The organism is Pseudoxanthomonas sp. G3, assembly GCF_057654715.1.
In genome coordinates this window covers 871,556-887,865 of record NZ_CM172805.1, presented here as the reverse complement: position 1 = coordinate 887,865, position 16,310 = coordinate 871,556, and the positions used below count along the sequence as shown (strand labels likewise).

The 16,310-nt window shown below is 67.9% G+C and carries 15 protein-coding genes; 4 read left to right on the top strand and 11 right to left on the bottom strand.

Going from position 1 to position 16,310, the window contains the following annotated elements; genetic code table 11:
• Positions 1 to 12: 12 nt before the first annotated feature.
• On the bottom strand, positions 13 to 2,079 hold the full coding sequence (locus tag AC23D6_RS04015) for a tetratricopeptide repeat protein (protein WP_487751537.1): 2,067 nt from the start codon (positions 2,077 to 2,079) through the stop codon (positions 13 to 15).
• Positions 2,080 to 2,582: 503 nt separating this feature from the next.
• On the opposite strand from AC23D6_RS04015, the gene AC23D6_RS04010 reads away from it, so the two are divergent.
• Positions 2,583 to 4,010 carry a serine hydrolase domain-containing protein gene (locus AC23D6_RS04010; RefSeq protein ID WP_487751536.1) on the top strand — a complete coding sequence of 476 codons (1,428 nt, stop codon included), beginning with the start codon at positions 2,583 to 2,585 and terminating at the stop codon, positions 4,008 to 4,010.
• Positions 4,011 to 4,046: 36 nt separating this feature from the next.
• Here AC23D6_RS04010 and AC23D6_RS04005 read toward each other — a convergent pair whose 3' ends face one another.
• The 7 genes from AC23D6_RS04005 to AC23D6_RS03975 form a co-directional block, all read right to left on the bottom strand.
• Entirely contained in the window at positions 4,047 to 4,580 is a 534-nt protein-coding gene (locus AC23D6_RS04005; protein ID WP_487751535.1) for an SRPBCC family protein, read from the bottom strand.
• Between the two features lie 114 nt (positions 4,581 to 4,694).
• On the bottom strand, positions 4,695 to 5,117 hold the full coding sequence (locus tag AC23D6_RS04000; protein ID WP_487751534.1) for a hypothetical protein: 423 nt from the start codon (positions 5,115 to 5,117) through the stop codon (positions 4,695 to 4,697).
• A gap of 1,023 nt (positions 5,118 to 6,140) precedes the next feature.
• The gene (gcvH, locus tag AC23D6_RS03995) at positions 6,141 to 6,536 is read right to left on the bottom strand and encodes a glycine cleavage system protein GcvH (protein ID WP_487751533.1); all 396 of its coding nucleotides are present in this window, start codon (positions 6,534 to 6,536) and stop codon (positions 6,141 to 6,143) included.
• A gap of 85 nt (positions 6,537 to 6,621) precedes the next feature.
• Positions 6,622 to 7,743, bottom strand: a complete 1,122-nt coding sequence (gcvT, locus tag AC23D6_RS03990) for a glycine cleavage system aminomethyltransferase GcvT (protein WP_487751532.1) — start codon at positions 7,741 to 7,743, stop codon at positions 6,622 to 6,624.
• Between the two features lie 64 nt (positions 7,744 to 7,807).
• Positions 7,808 to 8,329: a hypothetical protein gene (locus AC23D6_RS03985; RefSeq protein ID WP_487751531.1), complete on the bottom strand. Its 522-nt coding sequence runs from the start codon at positions 8,327 to 8,329 to the stop codon at positions 7,808 to 7,810.
• Between the two features lie 4 nt (positions 8,330 to 8,333).
• Positions 8,334 to 8,765, bottom strand: a complete 432-nt coding sequence (locus tag AC23D6_RS03980) for an NfeD family protein (protein WP_487751530.1) — start codon at positions 8,763 to 8,765, stop codon at positions 8,334 to 8,336.
• Position 8,766: 1 nt separating this feature from the next.
• On the bottom strand, positions 8,767 to 9,732 hold the full coding sequence (locus AC23D6_RS03975; RefSeq protein WP_487751529.1) for an SPFH domain-containing protein: 966 nt from the start codon (positions 9,730 to 9,732) through the stop codon (positions 8,767 to 8,769).
• 136 nt (positions 9,733 to 9,868) lie between these two features.
• Between AC23D6_RS03975 and AC23D6_RS03970 the strand changes: the two genes are divergently transcribed.
• Genes AC23D6_RS03970 through AC23D6_RS03960 form a run of 3 tightly spaced genes read left to right on the top strand, consistent with a single transcriptional unit; the run spans position 9,869 to position 12,350 of the window.
• A complete protein-coding gene (locus AC23D6_RS03970; protein ID WP_487751528.1) occupies positions 9,869 to 10,432 on the top strand; it encodes an RNA polymerase sigma factor in 564 nt (187 codons plus the stop codon).
• The gene (locus tag AC23D6_RS03965; protein WP_487751527.1) at positions 10,425 to 11,141 is read left to right on the top strand and encodes a hypothetical protein; all 717 of its coding nucleotides are present in this window, start codon (positions 10,425 to 10,427) and stop codon (positions 11,139 to 11,141) included. Before AC23D6_RS03970 ends, AC23D6_RS03965 begins: the two co-directional genes overlap by 8 nt.
• Before the next feature lie 27 nt (positions 11,142 to 11,168).
• Positions 11,169 to 12,350 carry a PDZ domain-containing protein gene (locus tag AC23D6_RS03960; protein WP_487751526.1) on the top strand — a complete coding sequence of 394 codons (1,182 nt, stop codon included), beginning with the start codon at positions 11,169 to 11,171 and terminating at the stop codon, positions 12,348 to 12,350.
• Between the two features lie 95 nt (positions 12,351 to 12,445).
• Here AC23D6_RS03960 and AC23D6_RS03955 read toward each other — a convergent pair whose 3' ends face one another.
• The 3 genes from AC23D6_RS03955 to AC23D6_RS03945 are packed head-to-tail and all read right to left on the bottom strand — an operon-like array spanning position 12,446 to position 16,295.
• A complete protein-coding gene (locus AC23D6_RS03955) occupies positions 12,446 to 13,402 on the bottom strand; it encodes a DUF6607 family protein (protein ID WP_487751525.1) in 957 nt (318 codons plus the stop codon).
• A gap of 11 nt (positions 13,403 to 13,413) precedes the next feature.
• Entirely contained in the window at positions 13,414 to 14,052 is a 639-nt protein-coding gene (locus AC23D6_RS03950) for a Hemin transport protein (protein ID WP_487751524.1), read from the bottom strand.
• Positions 14,053 to 14,057: 5 nt separating this feature from the next.
• A complete protein-coding gene (locus AC23D6_RS03945; protein WP_487751523.1) occupies positions 14,058 to 16,295 on the bottom strand; it encodes a TonB-dependent hemoglobin/transferrin/lactoferrin family receptor in 2,238 nt (745 codons plus the stop codon).
• Between the last annotated feature and the right edge of the window lie 15 nt (positions 16,296 to 16,310).

Sequence of the window (16,310 nt, the reverse complement as noted above, 5' to 3'; positions counted from 1 at the left end):
GCACGCGGCCGCTCATTCCATCCACGGGTTTCGCATCGGGGCGATCTTCACCGGATCCTCGCCGGCCTCGATGCGCGCCAGCTGGTCGCGCAGCTGGCGCTCGACCTTCCGGTCCAACTTCACCCGCGTCTGCTCCAGCAGGCGACGATAGGCGCGTGACGCGGCGTCGCCCCGGCCCAGCCGCAGGTAGGCGTTGCCCAGCTCGACGCCCACGCCGACGTTCTGCGGGCGGATGGCGGCGACTTCTTCCAGCCGTCGGGCGACCAGGGCATAGTCCTGGCCGTTCTCCTCATACAGATACTCCATCACCTTCTGACCGATGCCCGATGCGCGCGTCTCCGGGCGCGTCAGGCGGCCATGCCAGACGCCGGCATAGCCCAGCTGGGCCACCTTCTCCATATCCTCGAACACCTCGGCCGGATCCCATTCGTACTGTGGCCAGGGCAACTCGTCGGCGACGGTGTAGACGAACCAGCCTTCCCATACGCCGGCCGTGTTGGTGTCGTCGAGGGTTTCGACGAAGCGGTGGTAGTCCAGGTGCGCGGCGCGCCACTGCCGCTCCATCACCCAGTAATCGGGATACACCCGCGCGCCGGAGCCGGCGATCACGCGGCGATGGAAGTCGCGGATCTCGCCGAAGCGCTGGCCCAGGTCCACGCCCTCGTTGCGGAACGCGCGATAGCCGCCCGCGGTGCCGCCGACCAGTTCGTTGTGGTATTCCCACAGGCGCGGCTCGCGGATCGTCATGCCGATGGTCATCACGAACAACGCAACGACCACGCCGGCCCAGGCGCGCGAGCGGCGCCTCCAGGCCTCTGCCACCGCACCGCCACCGAGCACCGCGGCACCCGCCAGCAGCGGCGTCGCATGACGCACGCCACCCCAGGCCTGCGGCGACACGACCAGCGCGGCGAAGTGGAGCGCGCACGCTGCCGCCAGCGCGGCGAGCATCCAGCGCGTGGCGGGCGCCAGCGGCGCACGCACCAGCAGCGCGAGCCCGAGCAGCGAGAGCGCGGCCAACGCGAGCGGGATCTTCGCCGCGAGGATCGCCGGCCACGTGAACCAGGGCATGCGGCCTTCGAACACGTGGCCCCAGATCAGGTGCAGGGCACCGCCGCGGCCTTCGATGCCGGTGCGGACCGTGTCGGCCAAGCCCCATAGATAAGCGCGTGGCAACAGATGGAGGTCATCCGCAGCACCGATCGCCACGCGAATCATCGGCTTGGTGACTTCCGCGACCTTGGCATCCATCGCCAGATTGAAGGCATCGCCGCCCGTGCCATCGGCGTGGAAGCGGAACCCGTACTGCGCCCACAACAGCGCAACCCCCAACAGGATCGCCGCTGCCAGCTGTGCGCATCGCCGCAGGACGTCGCGTCCGCCGCCCTTCCGGAAACCTGCAACAGCCGCCACTACGAGCACGCCACCGACGCCCACGAGCCCAGCCAATGCGGAGTGCTTCGCGCCCAATGCCAGGCCCACCGTGATGCCGAATACCGCGGCCCATCGCCACTGCCACGTCGCCGCCAGCACCCCTGCGGCCACGATGGCAAGCGAGAGCGTCAGCGCGAGCAGGCCGTCGGTCATCACGACCGGCAGGTGCGCACCGAGCGTGGGCTCCAGTGCCAGGAACGCGAGCGTACCGGCTGCCCACGCGACGCCGGCGGCACGCCACAGCAGCGCGCCCAGCGCGACCAGCAACAAGGCGTTCAAGCTCCACATCGCCGTCCGCGCGCGTTGCTGCGTACGCTCCGGATCGTTGTGTTCGAACATGGTCTGTTCGACCCACTCGCGCTCCTGCGCCTTCTCCCGCAGACTCGGCTCGGGACCGACCCGGAACGCTGCCGGCATCCAGGCGCCCACCCAGAGTTTCGCCAGCGGCGGATGCTCGGGATTGAGGTGCCGGTCGCCGCTCCGCACGTAGACCGTGCCGGCGACGATGTGCCACGGCTCATCGATGGTGAAGCTGTCCAGACGCGTGCCGTACCACGAACGCGCGACGGCCAGCGCCGCGAGCAGGACGAGCAGAGCGCCGGCCAGCCAACGCTGGATGGTCGGGGATGGGGCCGTGGGACGCATGGTAGGGCTCCCGGCATTCGGCACGACGACGAAAGAACGGCACACGACTCGATGACGCCCCGGCGTGGCCTGTCAGGCGATGCCCGGGACTTCACATCCAACGCCGACCCTCAGGGCGATCGGCCAGCTGACGGCGCATGCCAGGGCGGCCTCGAGGTAGTGCACGTTCACACCCGCGGACGCACGTCACCGAGGCTGAACACGAGAACATGGGCTGCCACACCCCCTGTTCATCGGCGTCATGCGTCACTCGCACGCTTACCAAGATCCGCAGCGCCCTGGCGGCGCAGAACTTGCACGTGCTTCATGCGACCGCATTCCTGAATGCGACGGCTTGTCGCGCACCGCGGCAGAGGCCCGTGCTGCAGGGAACTGCGACGCGCGCCACATACGGAATCAGAAGCAGGATGAACGACATGGGCACGAAACTTCTCCCTGTTTGTGCAATCGAAAAAACCGGCGTTATGATCCTCTCGACAGAGCTCACCCAGGCGTCACGCACCATGAAAGACAAGGCAGGCCGGCGGCCGCTGCGCTCCACCTTCCGGATCGGTCTGGTCGGCCTGATGCTGCCCCTGACGTTGTCTTCGACCGCACAGACGCCGTTGCGCTGGACTTCGCCCGCGCGCGACAGCGCATCGGCACCCACCACGGCGCCAACGGTGCCCCCCGCGCACTACGGCTCGCCCACCCAACCGCGTCCCTACCTCGCCTCGTTGTCGGACCGAAAGGTCCAGCCGTTGGCGGCGGGCTTCGATGTCGCCGCGTTCGAGACCATGGCCGAGCACCTGACGGTGGGCCAGCGCGTGCCCGGCCTGGCGATGGCGATCGTGCACAACGGCCGCGTGCTGAGCGCGCGCGGCTACGGCGTCACCGACGTCGCCGCGCCGCAGCCGGTCGATGCGCACACCGTGTTCCGCCTGGCCTCGCTGTCGAAGGCGTTTGCCAGCACACTCACCGGCCTGATGGTGCAGGACGGCTCGCTCCGCTGGGACAGCAAGGTCAGCCAGTACGTGCCGGGCTTCCAGCTCAGCGACGCCAACGCCACCGCGCACGTCACCGTGGCGGACGTGCTGAGCCACAGCGTCGGGCTGCAGGCGCACAACGCGTTTGATCGCGACATCGAAGCCAACGGCGAGTACTACGACGTCGCCCGCAAGCTGGCGTACGCGCCGCTGAAGTGCGCCCCAGGCGAGTGCTACGCCTACCAGAACGTGGCCTTCAGCGTGATCGGCGACGTGGTGTTCGCCGCCACCGGCACGTTCTACGACCAGGCGGTGGACCGCCGCATCTTCAAGCCGCTGGGCATGAACGACGCCAGCATGGGCCTGGCCGGCATCCAGGCCAGCACCCGTTGGGCGCGCCCGCACGTGCGCAGCCGTAACGGCTGGGTGTCCTCCACGCCGAAGCCGACCTATTACCGCCTCCCACCGGCGGCGGGCGTCAACGCCAGCGCCAGCGATCTGGCGCAGTGGTTGATCGCGCAGACGGGCCATCGCCCCGACGTGCTGCCGGCACCGCTGTTGGCCACGCTGCATGCGCCCGTGGTGACCACGCCCGGCGAGATGCGTGGCGGCTGGCGCCGTGAGCGCGTCCATTCGGCCAGCTACGCGCTGGGTTGGCGCGTATTCGATTACGCGGGCCACGAAGTCGTGTTCCATGCCGGCGCCGTGCAGGGCTATCGCGGCCTGGTCGCGCTGGTGCCAGGCCAGGACCTCGGCATCGCGCTGGTCTGGAACAGCGACAGCTCGCTGCCGTCGGGCCTGTTGCCGACCATCCTTGATCGCGCGATGGGCCTGCCCGGACAGCCGTGGGTGGAGACGCCGGCCGACTACGACCTGCTGCTGGCGGAGTCGCCCAGCACGACGCCGGCCGATGCGCCCAAGGACAGCGGCACGTCTTCCCAGCGCGGCACCGCGTCGCCCCATTGATCATGGCCGGTGGCCGCGACGCGGCCACCCGTGGGCTCAGGGCTGCGCGCCTTCTTCCATCGCCTTGAGCTTGGCGAGCCCTTTCTCGTAGTCCGCACCGATCATCCGGTCGAACAGCAGGCCCAGCCAGCGCTTGAACGGGTTCATGCCGTGCTCGGTGTCGAAGGCCCACGTCACCCGCGTGCCCTGCCCTTCCGGCGCCAGCAGATAGGTCGCATTCGCCTGGCTGCCATCGAAGTCGAGCGCGACCACGATGCGATGGTGCGGCTCGCTGGCAATGATCTCCTGGCTGCCGGACCCGACCGAGCGATTGCCGACCCAGCGCATGCGCGCGCCGACGCCGCGTGCCGGACCCTCGAAGGTGTACTTCGCCTGCGGGTCGTATTCCGCCCACGGCGACCAGGCATTGAAACGCTCGAACGAATCCAGGGTGGCGAACACCTGCTCCGGGCTGCGCGCGATGACGGTGCTGCGCTCGACATGCGTCGCCGACGGCAGCAGCAGGCCGCCCACGGTCAGGACCAAGCCGATGGCCACGATGATGGCCAACACCCATTTGATGAACTTCATGCCTGTCTCCCGGGAATGGCGGTGACCACAGCCTAGCCGGCCACCCATAAAAAAACTCTCCCCCCGCTGGGCACAGGGAGAGAGTCCATGGTGTTACGGCTAATCGGGGTTGGCTTAGATCAGCGGAGCCGGGGTGGCCGGCAGCGCGACCGGGGCCGCTTTCTTCTTGGACTTCTTGGCAGCCTTCTTGGCGGGCTTCTTGGCAGCCTTCTTCGCAGCCTTCTTGGCCGGCTTCTTGGCTACTTTCTTGGCGGCCTTCTTCGCGGTCTTCTTGGCAGCCTTCTTAGCAGGCTTCTTGGCGACCTTCTTGGCAGCCTTCTTCGCGGTCTTCTTGGCGGCCTTCTTCGCCGGCTTCTTGGCGACCTTCTTGGCGGCCTTCTTGGCGACCTTCTTCACCGCCTTCTTGGCCTTGGCGACCTTCTTGGCGACCTTCTTGGCGGCCTTCTTCACGGTCTTCTTGGCAGCCGACTTCTTGGTGGCCTTCTTGGCGGCCTTCTTGGCGGCCGGTTTCTTCTTCGCAGCTTTCTTCGTTGCCATGTGATGGCTCCTCGTCAGTGAACTATGGATTTTTACGTCTGGTTACAGCACATCTGCCCGAAGGCAGGCCCAGCTGCAAGAAACGCCGCGGGAGTCGGACCCGTCGGCAGCCGCCACCGCGACACGCGCGGCGAAGCGGATTCCCCAGGGGACCGGGCGTGCGAAACCCGGCTCCCTACAAATACGAAAACACCCGCGTCGCTTGGCGACGCGGGTGTCTTGGTTCGGATGCGTTGCGTTTTTCCGGGGGAAGCGAGGCCTGCGTCCACCCCGATACGGGTGACGATGGGCTGTGTTGTCTCTCGCGCTGTCGTGTTGATTCGACTCACTCGCTTCCGCAGCATGCTCTGCTTGGGGCGAAACCTAATCACGGTTTTTCAAGGTGTCAACACCTGACCGCAATTTTTTTTCGCCCCGCCGCCTGCTCGCACTGTCGCCGCTGGCGGCGATCGCAGTCCTCCCCGCATCACCCGTCGCGCCACACGCGACGCGCATGCAAAGCATCCATGAAAAAAACATCGGGAAAACGCGCATATTTTTTTCCGCTGCGGGTGGAGCGCGCGCGACGGAGGCGATGCGTGGCGCCGCCGGTGAGGCGCTGATCGGGCGGCGGAAGGGGTTGAACGCAGGGTAAAAAAACTTGTGCGAAGGCGTCCGGATTCCGTGTCGCACAAGCCCGATTGCGCCGATTTGCGCAAAAATTTTTCGCCTCGTTGGCGATCGCTTCGCCACGTCCGGCACAAGAAGTGCGCGCGTTCGGGCCTGCGATGGCGTCCCGCACCGACGTTCTCGACCACCGTGGCGGAGGCGTACCGCGCGTTCCGTTTTGCCGTTCGTCGGCCACGGCGCGATGCGTGCGTCGGGATTCCGGCGCGCAGTGCGCGGGTGTCGGAGGTTACCCATCGCGCCGTCGGCGATCCCGCGCACGGGGATGCGATGGCGGAAACGAAGCGGGGAGCCGGTGACGACGGATCCGCTCCGTCGCCACCGGCTCCCCGCAGGGAAACCGCCCGCCGGGCGGCTTCAGTGGTCTTCGTCTTCGATCAGCTCGGCGTAGTCGTCGGGCGAAAGCAGTTCGTTGAGCTGGTCCGGCTCCTCGGCTTCGATCACGAAGATCCAGCCGTCGCCATAGGCGTCCTCGTTGATGGTCTCGGGCTTGTCCGCCAGCGCGGCGTTGACCTCGACCACCTTGCCGGTCACCGGGCTGTAGACGTCAGACGCGGCTTTCACCGACTCAACCACGGCGCTGGCGTTGCCAGCCTCGATGCGGTCGCCGACGTTGGGCAGTTCGACGTACACGAGGTCGCCCAGCAGGCCCTGCGCGTGGTCGGAAATGCCGACGGTGACACGGCCACCGCCTTCCAGGCGGGCCCATTCGTGGGACTTGAGGAACTTCAGATCGCCAGGAATTTCACTCATGGGTTACTCCGGAGCATGCTGTGGGTCGGGGGAAGAGACGATAGTTTAGCGGAGGATGGCGCGGGTGAAGGAAGCGGTGCGCCCCTCACTCCAGTACACCCGGCTGCGCCTGGCCGTCGCGCACGAACGGGAACTTCACCACGCGCACCGGCACTTCGCGGCCGCGGATGTCGACGCGCACGTTGCCGGCGGCGCCCAGCGGAATGTCGCCCGCGGGGACGCGCGCGAAGGCGATCGCCTTGCCCAGCGTCGGCGAGAAGGTGCCCGACAGGATCTCGCCGTCGCCATGCGGGGTGAGCACCTTCTGGCCGTGGCGAAGCACGCCCTTCTCGTCCATCACCAGGCCGATCATCTGGCGCGGTGCGCCCGCGGCCTTCTGCGCTTCGAGCGTAGCGCGACCATTGAATGCGCGACCTTCGTCAAGGGCGACGGTCCAGGCGAGCGCGGCTTCGTAGGGGGAAACGCTTTCGTCCATGTCCTGGCCATAGAGGTTCATGCCGGCCTCCAGGCGCAGCGTGTCGCGCGCACCCAGGCCGGCCGGCTTCACGCCCGCCTCCAGCAAGGCGTTCCAGAACGCGACGGCCTGGTCCTGCGGCAGGACGATCTCGTAGCCGTCCTCGCCGGTGTAGCCGGTGCGCGCCACGAACAACGGCACGCCGGCCAGGCTGGTGGCCTCGGTCGCGGCGAAGCGCGTTAGCTTGCCGACCTTCGCGCGATCCTCTTCGCGCAGCAGCCCGTGCACGCGCTCTCGCGCGGTGGGGCCCTGCACGGCGACCATCGCGAAGTCGGGGCGCTCGGTGACGGCGACAGCGAACGGCGCGGCCTGCCGGCCGATCCACGCGAGATCCTTTTCCCGGGTGGCCGCGTTCACCACCAGGCGGAAGAAGTCTTCGGCCATGAAGTAGATGATCAGGTCGTCGATGACGCCGCCGGCTTCGTCCAGCATGGCGGTATAAAGCGCCTTGCCCGGCTTCTGAAGCTTGTCGACGGAATTGGCCACCAGGTGGCGCAGGAACTCGCGCGTCCGCGCGCCGCGCACGTCGACCACCGTCATGTGGCTCACGTCGAACATGCCGGCATCGCGGCGCACCTGGTGGTGCTCCTCGATCTGCGAGCCGTAGTGGATCGGCATGTCCCAGCCGCCGAAGTCGACCATCTTGGCGCCAAGCGCGCGATGGGTGTCGTTGAGGATGGTCTTCTGGGTCATGGCGGGTCCTGGGACAGGCAAAGAGGGCCATTATCCCAGAACGCACCAGCGGGGTGCGTCGACGTCAGAGACCTTCGTAGGCCGTGTTGATGCAGTCCACCGAGCCAGCATCCAGCGCGGTGAAGCGACCCGCGGGCAACTCGATCCGGCCCGCCCAGGCCACGTCGCGCAGCCATTCGCCATCGTCCGCGTGCTGGCGCACCAAGGCGGCCACGCGCGCATCGGGCTGGCGGTCGATCCGGCAGTTGCCGAACTGCAGGTAATAGTCCTGCCGACCCTGCGGATAGGGCCGGGCATCGGTGATCTGCCAGCGTGCGCGGTTGCCCTCGCGCCCGGCCATTTTCCCCGCCACCACGAAGCGTGGCACCGGGCTGGCATCAGGGTCGGTCGACGGCGCCGCGAGCACCGATACCGCGTAGTCGCATACGTGTTCGTACGCGGTGGAATCGGAGACGCAGCTGCCGCCCATGTCCTCCAGCGCGTCGGGATAGGGCGGCACGGTCAGGCCGACGAGTTGCTGCCCGCCGACCGGCGCGGCCGGCAACAGCATGCTCATCCACGCCGCCAGCGCCACGCCTTGTCCCATGTACTCAGGCCTCCTGGACCTTCAGGGTCATGCCATCCACGGCCACCACCCGCACGCGGGTACCGACCGGCAGGTCGGGGCCTTCCACCGTCCAGAACGCATCGTCGATCTTGACCCGGCCGCGACCGCCGGCGGTCGCCTGGTCGAGCACGGCCACCGTGCCGACCAATTGCTCGGCACGCCGGTTCAACAGCGGCTTGTCGCTCTGACGTCCCTTGCCGCGAAACCACTTGCGATAGACCGCCACGGAGATCAGCGCGAGCACGGAGAACAGCACGGCCTGCGCCAGCCAGCCCAGACCCGGCGCCACCAGCACCACGATGGCCATCGCCACCGCGGCAAAACCGAACCACAGCATGAAGGCGCCCGGCGCCATCGCCTCCGCGGCGAACAGCACCAGCGCCCCGATCGCCCAGAACGCGAACTTGAAGCTCATGTCAGCCTCCCGGAACGCGCGGCGGGCGCGCAGGTGCGGCCACCTGCTGCTTGGTCAGCGCTTCCTTGGCCAGTTCGGCGATGCCGGCGATGGAGCCGATCACGCCGCTGGCCTCCATCGGCATCAGCACGAACTTCTGGTTCGGCGCGGTGGCCAGTTCCTTGAAGGCCTCCACGTACTTCTGCGCGATGAAGTAGTTGATGGCCTGTACGTCGCCCTGGGCGATGGCATTGGACACCAGCTCGGTCGCCTTGGCTTCCGCTTCCGCGAGGCGCTCGCGGGCCTCGGCTTCGCGATACGCCGCCTCGCGCTTGCCCTCGGCTTCCAGGATCGCGCTCTGCTTCTCGCCTTCGGCGCGCAGGATGTCCGACGCGCGGGCGCCCTCGGCCTCGAGGATCGAGGCGCGCTTGTCGCGCTCGGCCTTCATCTGCCGCGCCATCGCATCGACCAGGTCGCGCGGCGGCTGGATGTCCTTGATCTCGATGCGGTTGACCTTCACGCCCCACGGACTCGTCGCATGGTCCACCACGCCAAGCAGCTTGGCGTTGATGGTCTCGCGCTGGCTGAGTGACTCGTCCAGGTCCATCGAGCCGATCACCGTGCGGATGTTGGTCTGCACCAGCGCGATCATGGCCTGGTCCAGGCTGGAGACTTCATAGGCGGCCTTGGCCGCGTCCAGCACCTGGAAGAACACCACGCCGTCCACCTTCACCACGGCGTTGTCCTTGGTGATCACGTCCTGCGACGGCACCTCGAACACCTGCTCCATCATGTTGACCTTGCGGCCGATGCTCTGCATGTACGGGATCAGGAAGTGCAGACCGGGGGACATGGTGTGGGTGTACTTGCCGAAATGCTCCACCGTGAACTCATAGCCCTGCGGTACCACGCGCACCCCCTTAAAGAAGGTGACCACGATGAACAGCAGCACCGCCGCAACCACCAGTGTCGAAAGACCGAACTCCATGCTGACCCCCTTCCCGTGATGTAGATCCGATTATAGGCACGCCCTGACCCGGCGACCGGCAGGAACTTTCCGGCCGTTGCGACGGTATTGCCCGCTGCGGCATCCCTACCTCCGACAGCCCGAAGAACCCACCCGCGTGAGCCGATCGCAGTTCGCCATCGACATCCCCGACAGCCTGGTCGCCCGCGCGCGGACCGGCTGCCGGGAGGCGTTCGGGCAGATCTACCGGCGCTTCGAACGTCCGGTGTTCACCCTCGCCCTGCGGATCTGCGGCGATCGGGAGGATGCAGGCGATGTGCTGCAGGACACCATGCTGAAACTCTTCCACCACCTGCCCGACTACCGTGGCGACTGCCCCTTCTGGGGTTGGCTGCGCCAGATCGCCGTCAACGAGGCGCTGCTGCGCCTGCGTCGGCAGAAGCGGTTGGTCGCCGAGATCTCGGTGGACGAAGACGACCTGCCGCAGGACCACGGCCTGCCGCCTGCCGCGGCCGCCGACGCGGCCTTGCTGCAGCGGGCCCTGGACGCGCTGCCCGCGGCGACCCGCAGCGTGTTGTGGCTGTACCACGCCGAGGGCTACACCCACGAGGAGATCGCCGCGCTGATGCAGCGCACGCCGAGCTTCTCCAAATCGCAGGTCTCCCGCGGCACCCGCCGGCTGCGGGTGCTGTTGAACATCGAGGACACCGTCCATGCCTGATTCCCGTGCCCGCGAACCCATGCCGCGCGACTGGAGCGATGCCTTCGGCGCGCTGCCGCTGGAAACCCCTCCCGATGGCGCATGGCAGCGTCTCGCTGCCGCGCTGCCGCCGGTGCAGGCACCCGCACGCCCGACGCGCTGGCACCGCCCTGCCCTGGCGCTGGCCGCCACCGCCTTCTTCGCCGCCGTGATCCCGCTCATGCAGTGGCGGAACGCCGAGGTCACCGCGCCACCACTGCAGCGTGCACCGGCCATCGCCACGACGTCACCGGCGCGTCCGGATGCGCCGGCGGGTCCGTCCGCAAGCGAACCCGTGATCGGCATTCCGACGGATATCGCCACGACCCCGTTGCTTGCCCCGGCATCAACGGTGCGCCCGGCCGTTGCGCGCGCCGCGCCTGTCCCGGTGGAGGCCGAGCCTGCGCGGCTGGACGCGCTCTACACCGAATCCGCCCGCCTCGAAGCCGTGCTCGCGCAGTTGCCCGACAGCCACACCGGCAACGTGGCTGCGCTCGCGGTCAGCGCCGACCTGCAGGACCAGGTCAGCCATATCGATCTCGCGCTTTCGCAACCCGCCTTGCCGGACGCCACCCGCACCGCGCTGTGGGAGCAGCGCGTGGACACGCTGCGCCAGCTCACGGGCGTGGAAGCCACCCAACGCTGGCAGGTCGCCCTGAACGACAACGCCGCCGACACCGCCATCTATTGATAAGCACACGCAACGAGGAGACTTACGATGCTCAAGTCCTTTCCCACGACACTGCTCGCCTTCGCATTGGTCGCACCCCTGCCGGCCTTCGCACAGCAGGAGGACGCCGCCAGGCAGAAGGAACTGGACGCCGCGCGCGCCGACCTGCAACGCGCCGCCAAGCGCGTGGCCGAACTCTCGAAGGATGCCGACCGCGTGGGCTCTCCCGTCGAGATCGATCATCTCATCGTCCGCCGCCCGCGCCTGGGCGTCCTGCTGTCGGGCGACGACGCGGCAGGCGTACGCATCACCGGGGTGACGCCGGATAGCGGCGCCGCCAAGGCCGGCCTGAAGGCGGGCGACCGCCTCCTGCGCGTGCAAGGCGAAACGGTCAACGGCAGTACCGGCGATGCGCGCGTGGCGCATGCGCGCAAGCTGCTCGCCGACCTCCAGGCGGAGACGCCCGTGCGGGTCACGTACCAGCGCGACGGCAAGACGCACGACGCCAGCGTCACGCCCACGCAAGTGTCGCCACGCGTCGCGTTCGCGAGCCAGGGGCCTGGCACGTTCTTCCTCCGTACCGGCGACGGCGGCATGCCATGGATCGACGGCGCGCCCATGCCGATGGGTGACATTGCCACTGTCATCGCGCCGGAAGTCCAACGCGAGCTGCGCCAGCTCGGCAGGCTGGGCGACTGCAAGGGCGAAGATTGCCGTCTGCCCGCGCTGGCCGAAGCCTTCCGCTGGAGCAACCTCAACCTGGCGACGGTGGATGCCTCGCTCGGTCGCTACTTCGGCACTGAAAACGGCGTGCTCGTCCTCTCCATCGGTGAAGAACTCGCGGGCCTGCAAGCCGGCGACGTGATCCGCAAGGTTGACGGCAAGCCGGTGACGACGCCGCGCGACGTCACCCAGGCGCTGCGCGACAAGCCCGAGGACGCCAAGGTCGCGGTCGAGTACCTGCGCGACCGGCAGACACGGACGAGCACCATCAGCGTGCCCAAGGCCGCCGCGTTCCGGTTCCCGTCGACCTCGCGCGTCGTGGTGAAGCCGCGCGTGGCCGAGGCGGCCGGCAAGGCGCCAACCGTCGTGGAGCGTCGGCGCGTGATGATCGTCGACCAGGACGGCAAGGTGCAGACCTTCGAAGACGACGACGGCGACGCACCGCTGCCGCCTCCGCCGCCGGCGCCGCCCGTGCCTCCTTCGGGCAAGGGCGGCACGCTGCTCTGACACGCATTATTAGAAGAGAAACCCGTGAATCCCCTGCCCCCGCTCCGCGGGGGTCTTTTTTTGGCGGGTGGCACGTCCCTGTGCCGGAGAGAACATCAGCGCGACAACCCGGGTGTGGCAGCCCGGTCCGCGGGCGCAGGTTCGACCCAGTCGGCAAACACCTTGGCGATGGCGGCGTCCGCCACGGTCCTGCCTTCCTGGATTTCGCCCGCCTGGGTGAACAGCGGAATGATCATCGCCATGCCGTCGACCTGGGTCTTCAGATGCACGCCCGGTGCTTTCGACAGGAAGCCGTTCCAGTGCGCGCGCACTTTGGCCCAGTAGCCGGCCGTCGCCTGCCAGTAGTCGCGCGCGGGCGTGAAGTCGACCTCGGTGGTCTTCAGGTAATCGTTGAAGCCGAACTCGCGCGCCAGCGCTACCTGCGTGCCGTCGGGCCTGCGCAGCACCTTGGTATTGAACTGCTCGTGGGTCCAGCCGTTCGGCGTCAACGTGTGGCGGTTCACCACGGAAAGCGCGTTGTAGTCGCTGCGCTTGGTGTATTCGCGGCGCGGCAACGGGCGCCAGCTCAGATCGCTGGTCCAGGTGGCGACGCCGTGGGTGTAGTCCCAGCGCCCGGTGCCGCAGTAGCGTGGCGCATCGCTGACTTCGTACACGCACTGCGTCCACGCGCCGTGCGTGGCATCGGCAGGAATCGCGCGCACGTGCCAGGTCTGGTCGGCGCTGAACTCGAAGCGCGTGGGCGCTTCGTACGTCCAGTCCTGCCGCCAGTGCTTGGTGACGTGCCCACTCTTGGCGTCGACCAGGATGTGCTGGAGGACGATCCGGGCCGGCGTGTCCTCGACCACGATGACGGTCTCGTCGCCGCCACTACGCATGGCCGCCTGGCGCTCGTAGCCGGACTGCAGCAGGACGGTTTCGTCGAAGGCGAAGTCGACGGTGTAATCGCCCTGCATCGCCAGGATCGACTGGCGATCGCGCGCAGGGTCGGCAAAGGCCTGTCCTGCGACCAGCAGCAAGGCGGTGGACAGCAAGTTGGCGACGGGTGTTTTCATGGCGGCTTCTCTCATATGGGTCTGATCAGCGGAACGACCTTGTCGCCCGCGTCGGTTAGGGTTTGTCTTTCCGCTCCCGGCGTCGGCGCGGTGTATCGGGCCGACGACGCGCAGCAGCAGTCGTGCAGTCCGCTTTCCAGCTCCGCGCCCTCCGCATGAGCGATGCGGCGGGCGGTGTTCACACCCAGCACCGACATCAGCGACAGGCTGGCCGCGAGCACAGGCAGCGCGGCGGGTTGGGGCACCGCATGCAGCTGCAGGGCGCACGCACGCCATTGCCCGCCGAGCAGGCGACCGGCGAGCCGTCGCCATAAGCGCTCGGCCAAGCCGGCGGCCTCGCCATCGGCGCCTTGCGGCAACGACGCGACCAGGCGATCCCAGGCGACGAAGTCGCTGTCCGGCAACAGGCACAGGCGCCAGCAGCAGCGACCCTGCGCATCGAAGAACAGCAGGCGTTCGTCCAGGCCATCGCTGCCCACGCCGGTGTGCGCCTCCACCCGCACCGCCTGCTGCCAGCCGGCGAGTTCGCTGCCGTGCTGCGTGCGGTACAGGCACAACACCGGACCCAGCGCCGCCAGTTGTGCGGCGCCCGGGAACGCATCCGCAGATGCGCCCGCGACCGAACCCGGAAGTGCCCGCAGCATCGGCATCGCGGTTACCAGCTCACCGCCAGACTCGCAGAGAGCGTGCGTCCCGGCGCGGTGTAGCGATCCAGCGTGGTGTTGCCGATGGCGACGAGCGCCATGTCCCCTGCGTCGATGTAGCGGCGATCGGCCAGGTTGAATACGCCGACATTGAACTTCGCGCCGGGCGCAAAATTCCAGTGCGCGTACAGGTCCAGCACGCCGTATCCCGCCTGGCGGTAGTAGTCCGGATCGGAGACGCGGCGCTTGCGGTCGACAAAGCGACCCGCCAGTTCCGCGCCCCAGACGTCGTGGTCGTACGCCAGGCCCAGCGTCGCGGTCAGCGGATCCACGCTGTCCAGCGGCATGTCGGTGCTGCGGTCCTTGCCGCGCGACCACGCCGCCGCGCCGCGCAGCGACCAACCCGACCACGCGTCGGACAACGCGCCGATATCCAGGCCGGCCTTCAGCTCCACGCCGTGGATCTGCGCTTCGGCGATGTTCTGCGACTGGTAGACCATCAACCCCGCATCGTTGTAGCCGATGAAGCGCATCGACTCGATGAAGTCGTCGTAGCGGTTGTAGTACCCCGACAGGCTTGCGTACGCCGCCTTGCCGGCGTACCGCACGCCGAACTCGACGCCGTCGCTGGTTTCGGGCTTCAGATCGGAATTCGCGATCGCCGTGTAGCCGAACTGCACGTTGGTGAAGCCGATATTGACGTCGTTGTAGGGCGGCGAACGGAAGCCGTGCGCGTATCCGCCGAACAGCGACCAGTTCGGCGCGAACGTCCACACCATGCCGAGCTTGGGCGACACGCTGGTCTCGCGGATGTCCGCCAACGCGACGCCGGGATTGTCGGCGTCGAAGATAGCGTCATGCTGCGGATCGAGCCGGTAGTGGTCCACGCGCAGGCCCGGCACCAGCCGGAAAGCGCCGTCGGCGAAGCTGATCTCGTCCTGCGCGTACAGCGCGGCGGTCGTGGTCTTGCTTATCGGAAAGTCGCGCACGGGGAACGCGTCGGGCGAAATCACCGGCGTGCTCACGCCGGTCAGCGGAAACGTGCGCTGGCCGTCGCGCTTCTGCCGCGTTTCGGTGCGCGCCACGTCCACGCCATAGATCAGGTCGTGCCGGACCGCGGTGCCGAACGCCTTGCGGAAGTCCGCCTGCAGACCGTACGTGCGCTGGTCGAAATTGAACTCGCGCTCGCGGATGTCGCGCAGCGTCGGCGCCGGCAGCGTGCGCTCCTCGCGCGTGTATTGGGTGGTCTCGCTGTCCTGGCGGTAGACCTGCCAGTCCAGGCTGTCGGCGAAACCGGCCGACAGGTCGTCCCACTCATGCGCGAAGGCGACGCGCGCACGCGTCTGGTGGTCGCGCGCGATCACGCGATCGTTCGTGGCGCGCGTCAGCGACTGGTACCCCTGCTGGGTCAGCAGGTCGGTGTCGGCGCTGTCCTCGTTACCTTCCACCGTCAGGCGGAACCGCTGCCCTTCGCTCGGTGCGAACACCAGTTTGGTCAGCAGGCTGCGGCCATCGCGCTCCTGAGGATTGGGCAAGGTGCGCGCGGCGCCGATGCCGGCGACGTCACCCTGGTTCTCGGTTTCCTGGCCCTGTCGATGACCCACGCTGACCAAGCCGCTCCAGCGCTCGCCACCGAACGCCGCGGTGGCGTTACCGAACAGGCCGTTCCAACTGCCGTCGTAGCCCAAGCGGAAACCGAAGTACGCATCCTTTCCATCGTCGAAATAGTCCGACGGGTCCTTGGTGATGAAGGCGACTACGCCACCGAGTGCGTCCGAGCCGTAGAGCGAACTGGACGGTCCGCGCACGATGTCGACCTGCTTGAGCGTGTCCAAGTCGACGAAGTTGCGGTTCGCGTTCGAGAAGCTGCCGATCGAGAACGCGTCCGACACCGGGATTCCGTCGGTCTGGATGCGCACGCGGTTGCCTTCCAGGCCGCGGATGCGGAAACCGCCCAGGCCGAAGCGGCCGAAGCTGGAGGTCACGGTCACGCCGGGCTCGTAGCGCACCAGGCCCTTGATGTCGCGGACCAGGCGGTCGTCCAGTTCCTCGCGGTCGATCACGCTGACCGTGTTCGGCACGTCGGCGACGGCACGCTCGCTGCGCGTGGCGGTGACCTGGATGCGCGCCAGTTCGTTCGCATCGGCGCTGGAAGAGGAGGACGAGGCCGCATCGGCGGCGGGAGCGGCGTGGGCATGGCCGGCAAGGGCCAACCACACGGCCGCGGTGAGCAGCGTGGGACGCATCATGGCGTACAGCATTCC

Bases quoted from the DNA above. Each gene is read 5' to 3' on its own strand.
- AC23D6_RS04015 (WP_487751537.1), bottom strand. From the start codon at position 2,079: ATGCGTCCCACGGCCCCATCCCCGACCATCCAGCGTTGGCTGGCCGGC.
- AC23D6_RS04010 (WP_487751536.1), top strand. From the start codon at position 2,583: ATGAAAGACAAGGCAGGCCGGCGGCCGCTGCGCTCCACCTTCCGGATC.
- AC23D6_RS04005 (WP_487751535.1), bottom strand. From the start codon at position 4,580: ATGAAGTTCATCAAATGGGTGTTGGCCATCATCGTGGCCATCGGCTTG.
- AC23D6_RS04000 (WP_487751534.1), bottom strand. From the start codon at position 5,117: ATGGCAACGAAGAAAGCTGCGAAGAAGAAACCGGCCGCCAAGAAGGCC.
- gcvH (WP_487751533.1), bottom strand. From the start codon at position 6,536: ATGAGTGAAATTCCTGGCGATCTGAAGTTCCTCAAGTCCCACGAATGG.
- gcvT (WP_487751532.1), bottom strand. From the start codon at position 7,743: ATGACCCAGAAGACCATCCTCAACGACACCCATCGCGCGCTTGGCGCC.
- AC23D6_RS03985 (WP_487751531.1), bottom strand. From the start codon at position 8,329: ATGGGACAAGGCGTGGCGCTGGCGGCGTGGATGAGCATGCTGTTGCCG.
- AC23D6_RS03980 (WP_487751530.1), bottom strand. From the start codon at position 8,765: ATGAGCTTCAAGTTCGCGTTCTGGGCGATCGGGGCGCTGGTGCTGTTC.
- AC23D6_RS03975 (WP_487751529.1), bottom strand. From the start codon at position 9,732: ATGGAGTTCGGTCTTTCGACACTGGTGGTTGCGGCGGTGCTGCTGTTC.
- AC23D6_RS03965 (WP_487751527.1), top strand. From the start codon at position 10,425: ATGCCTGATTCCCGTGCCCGCGAACCCATGCCGCGCGACTGGAGCGAT.
- AC23D6_RS03960 (WP_487751526.1), top strand. From the start codon at position 11,169: ATGCTCAAGTCCTTTCCCACGACACTGCTCGCCTTCGCATTGGTCGCA.
- AC23D6_RS03955 (WP_487751525.1), bottom strand. From the start codon at position 13,402: ATGAAAACACCCGTCGCCAACTTGCTGTCCACCGCCTTGCTGCTGGTC.
- AC23D6_RS03950 (WP_487751524.1), bottom strand. From the start codon at position 14,052: ATGCCGATGCTGCGGGCACTTCCGGGTTCGGTCGCGGGCGCATCTGCG.
- AC23D6_RS03945 (WP_487751523.1), bottom strand. From the start codon at position 16,295: ATGATGCGTCCCACGCTGCTCACCGCGGCCGTGTGGTTGGCCCTTGCC.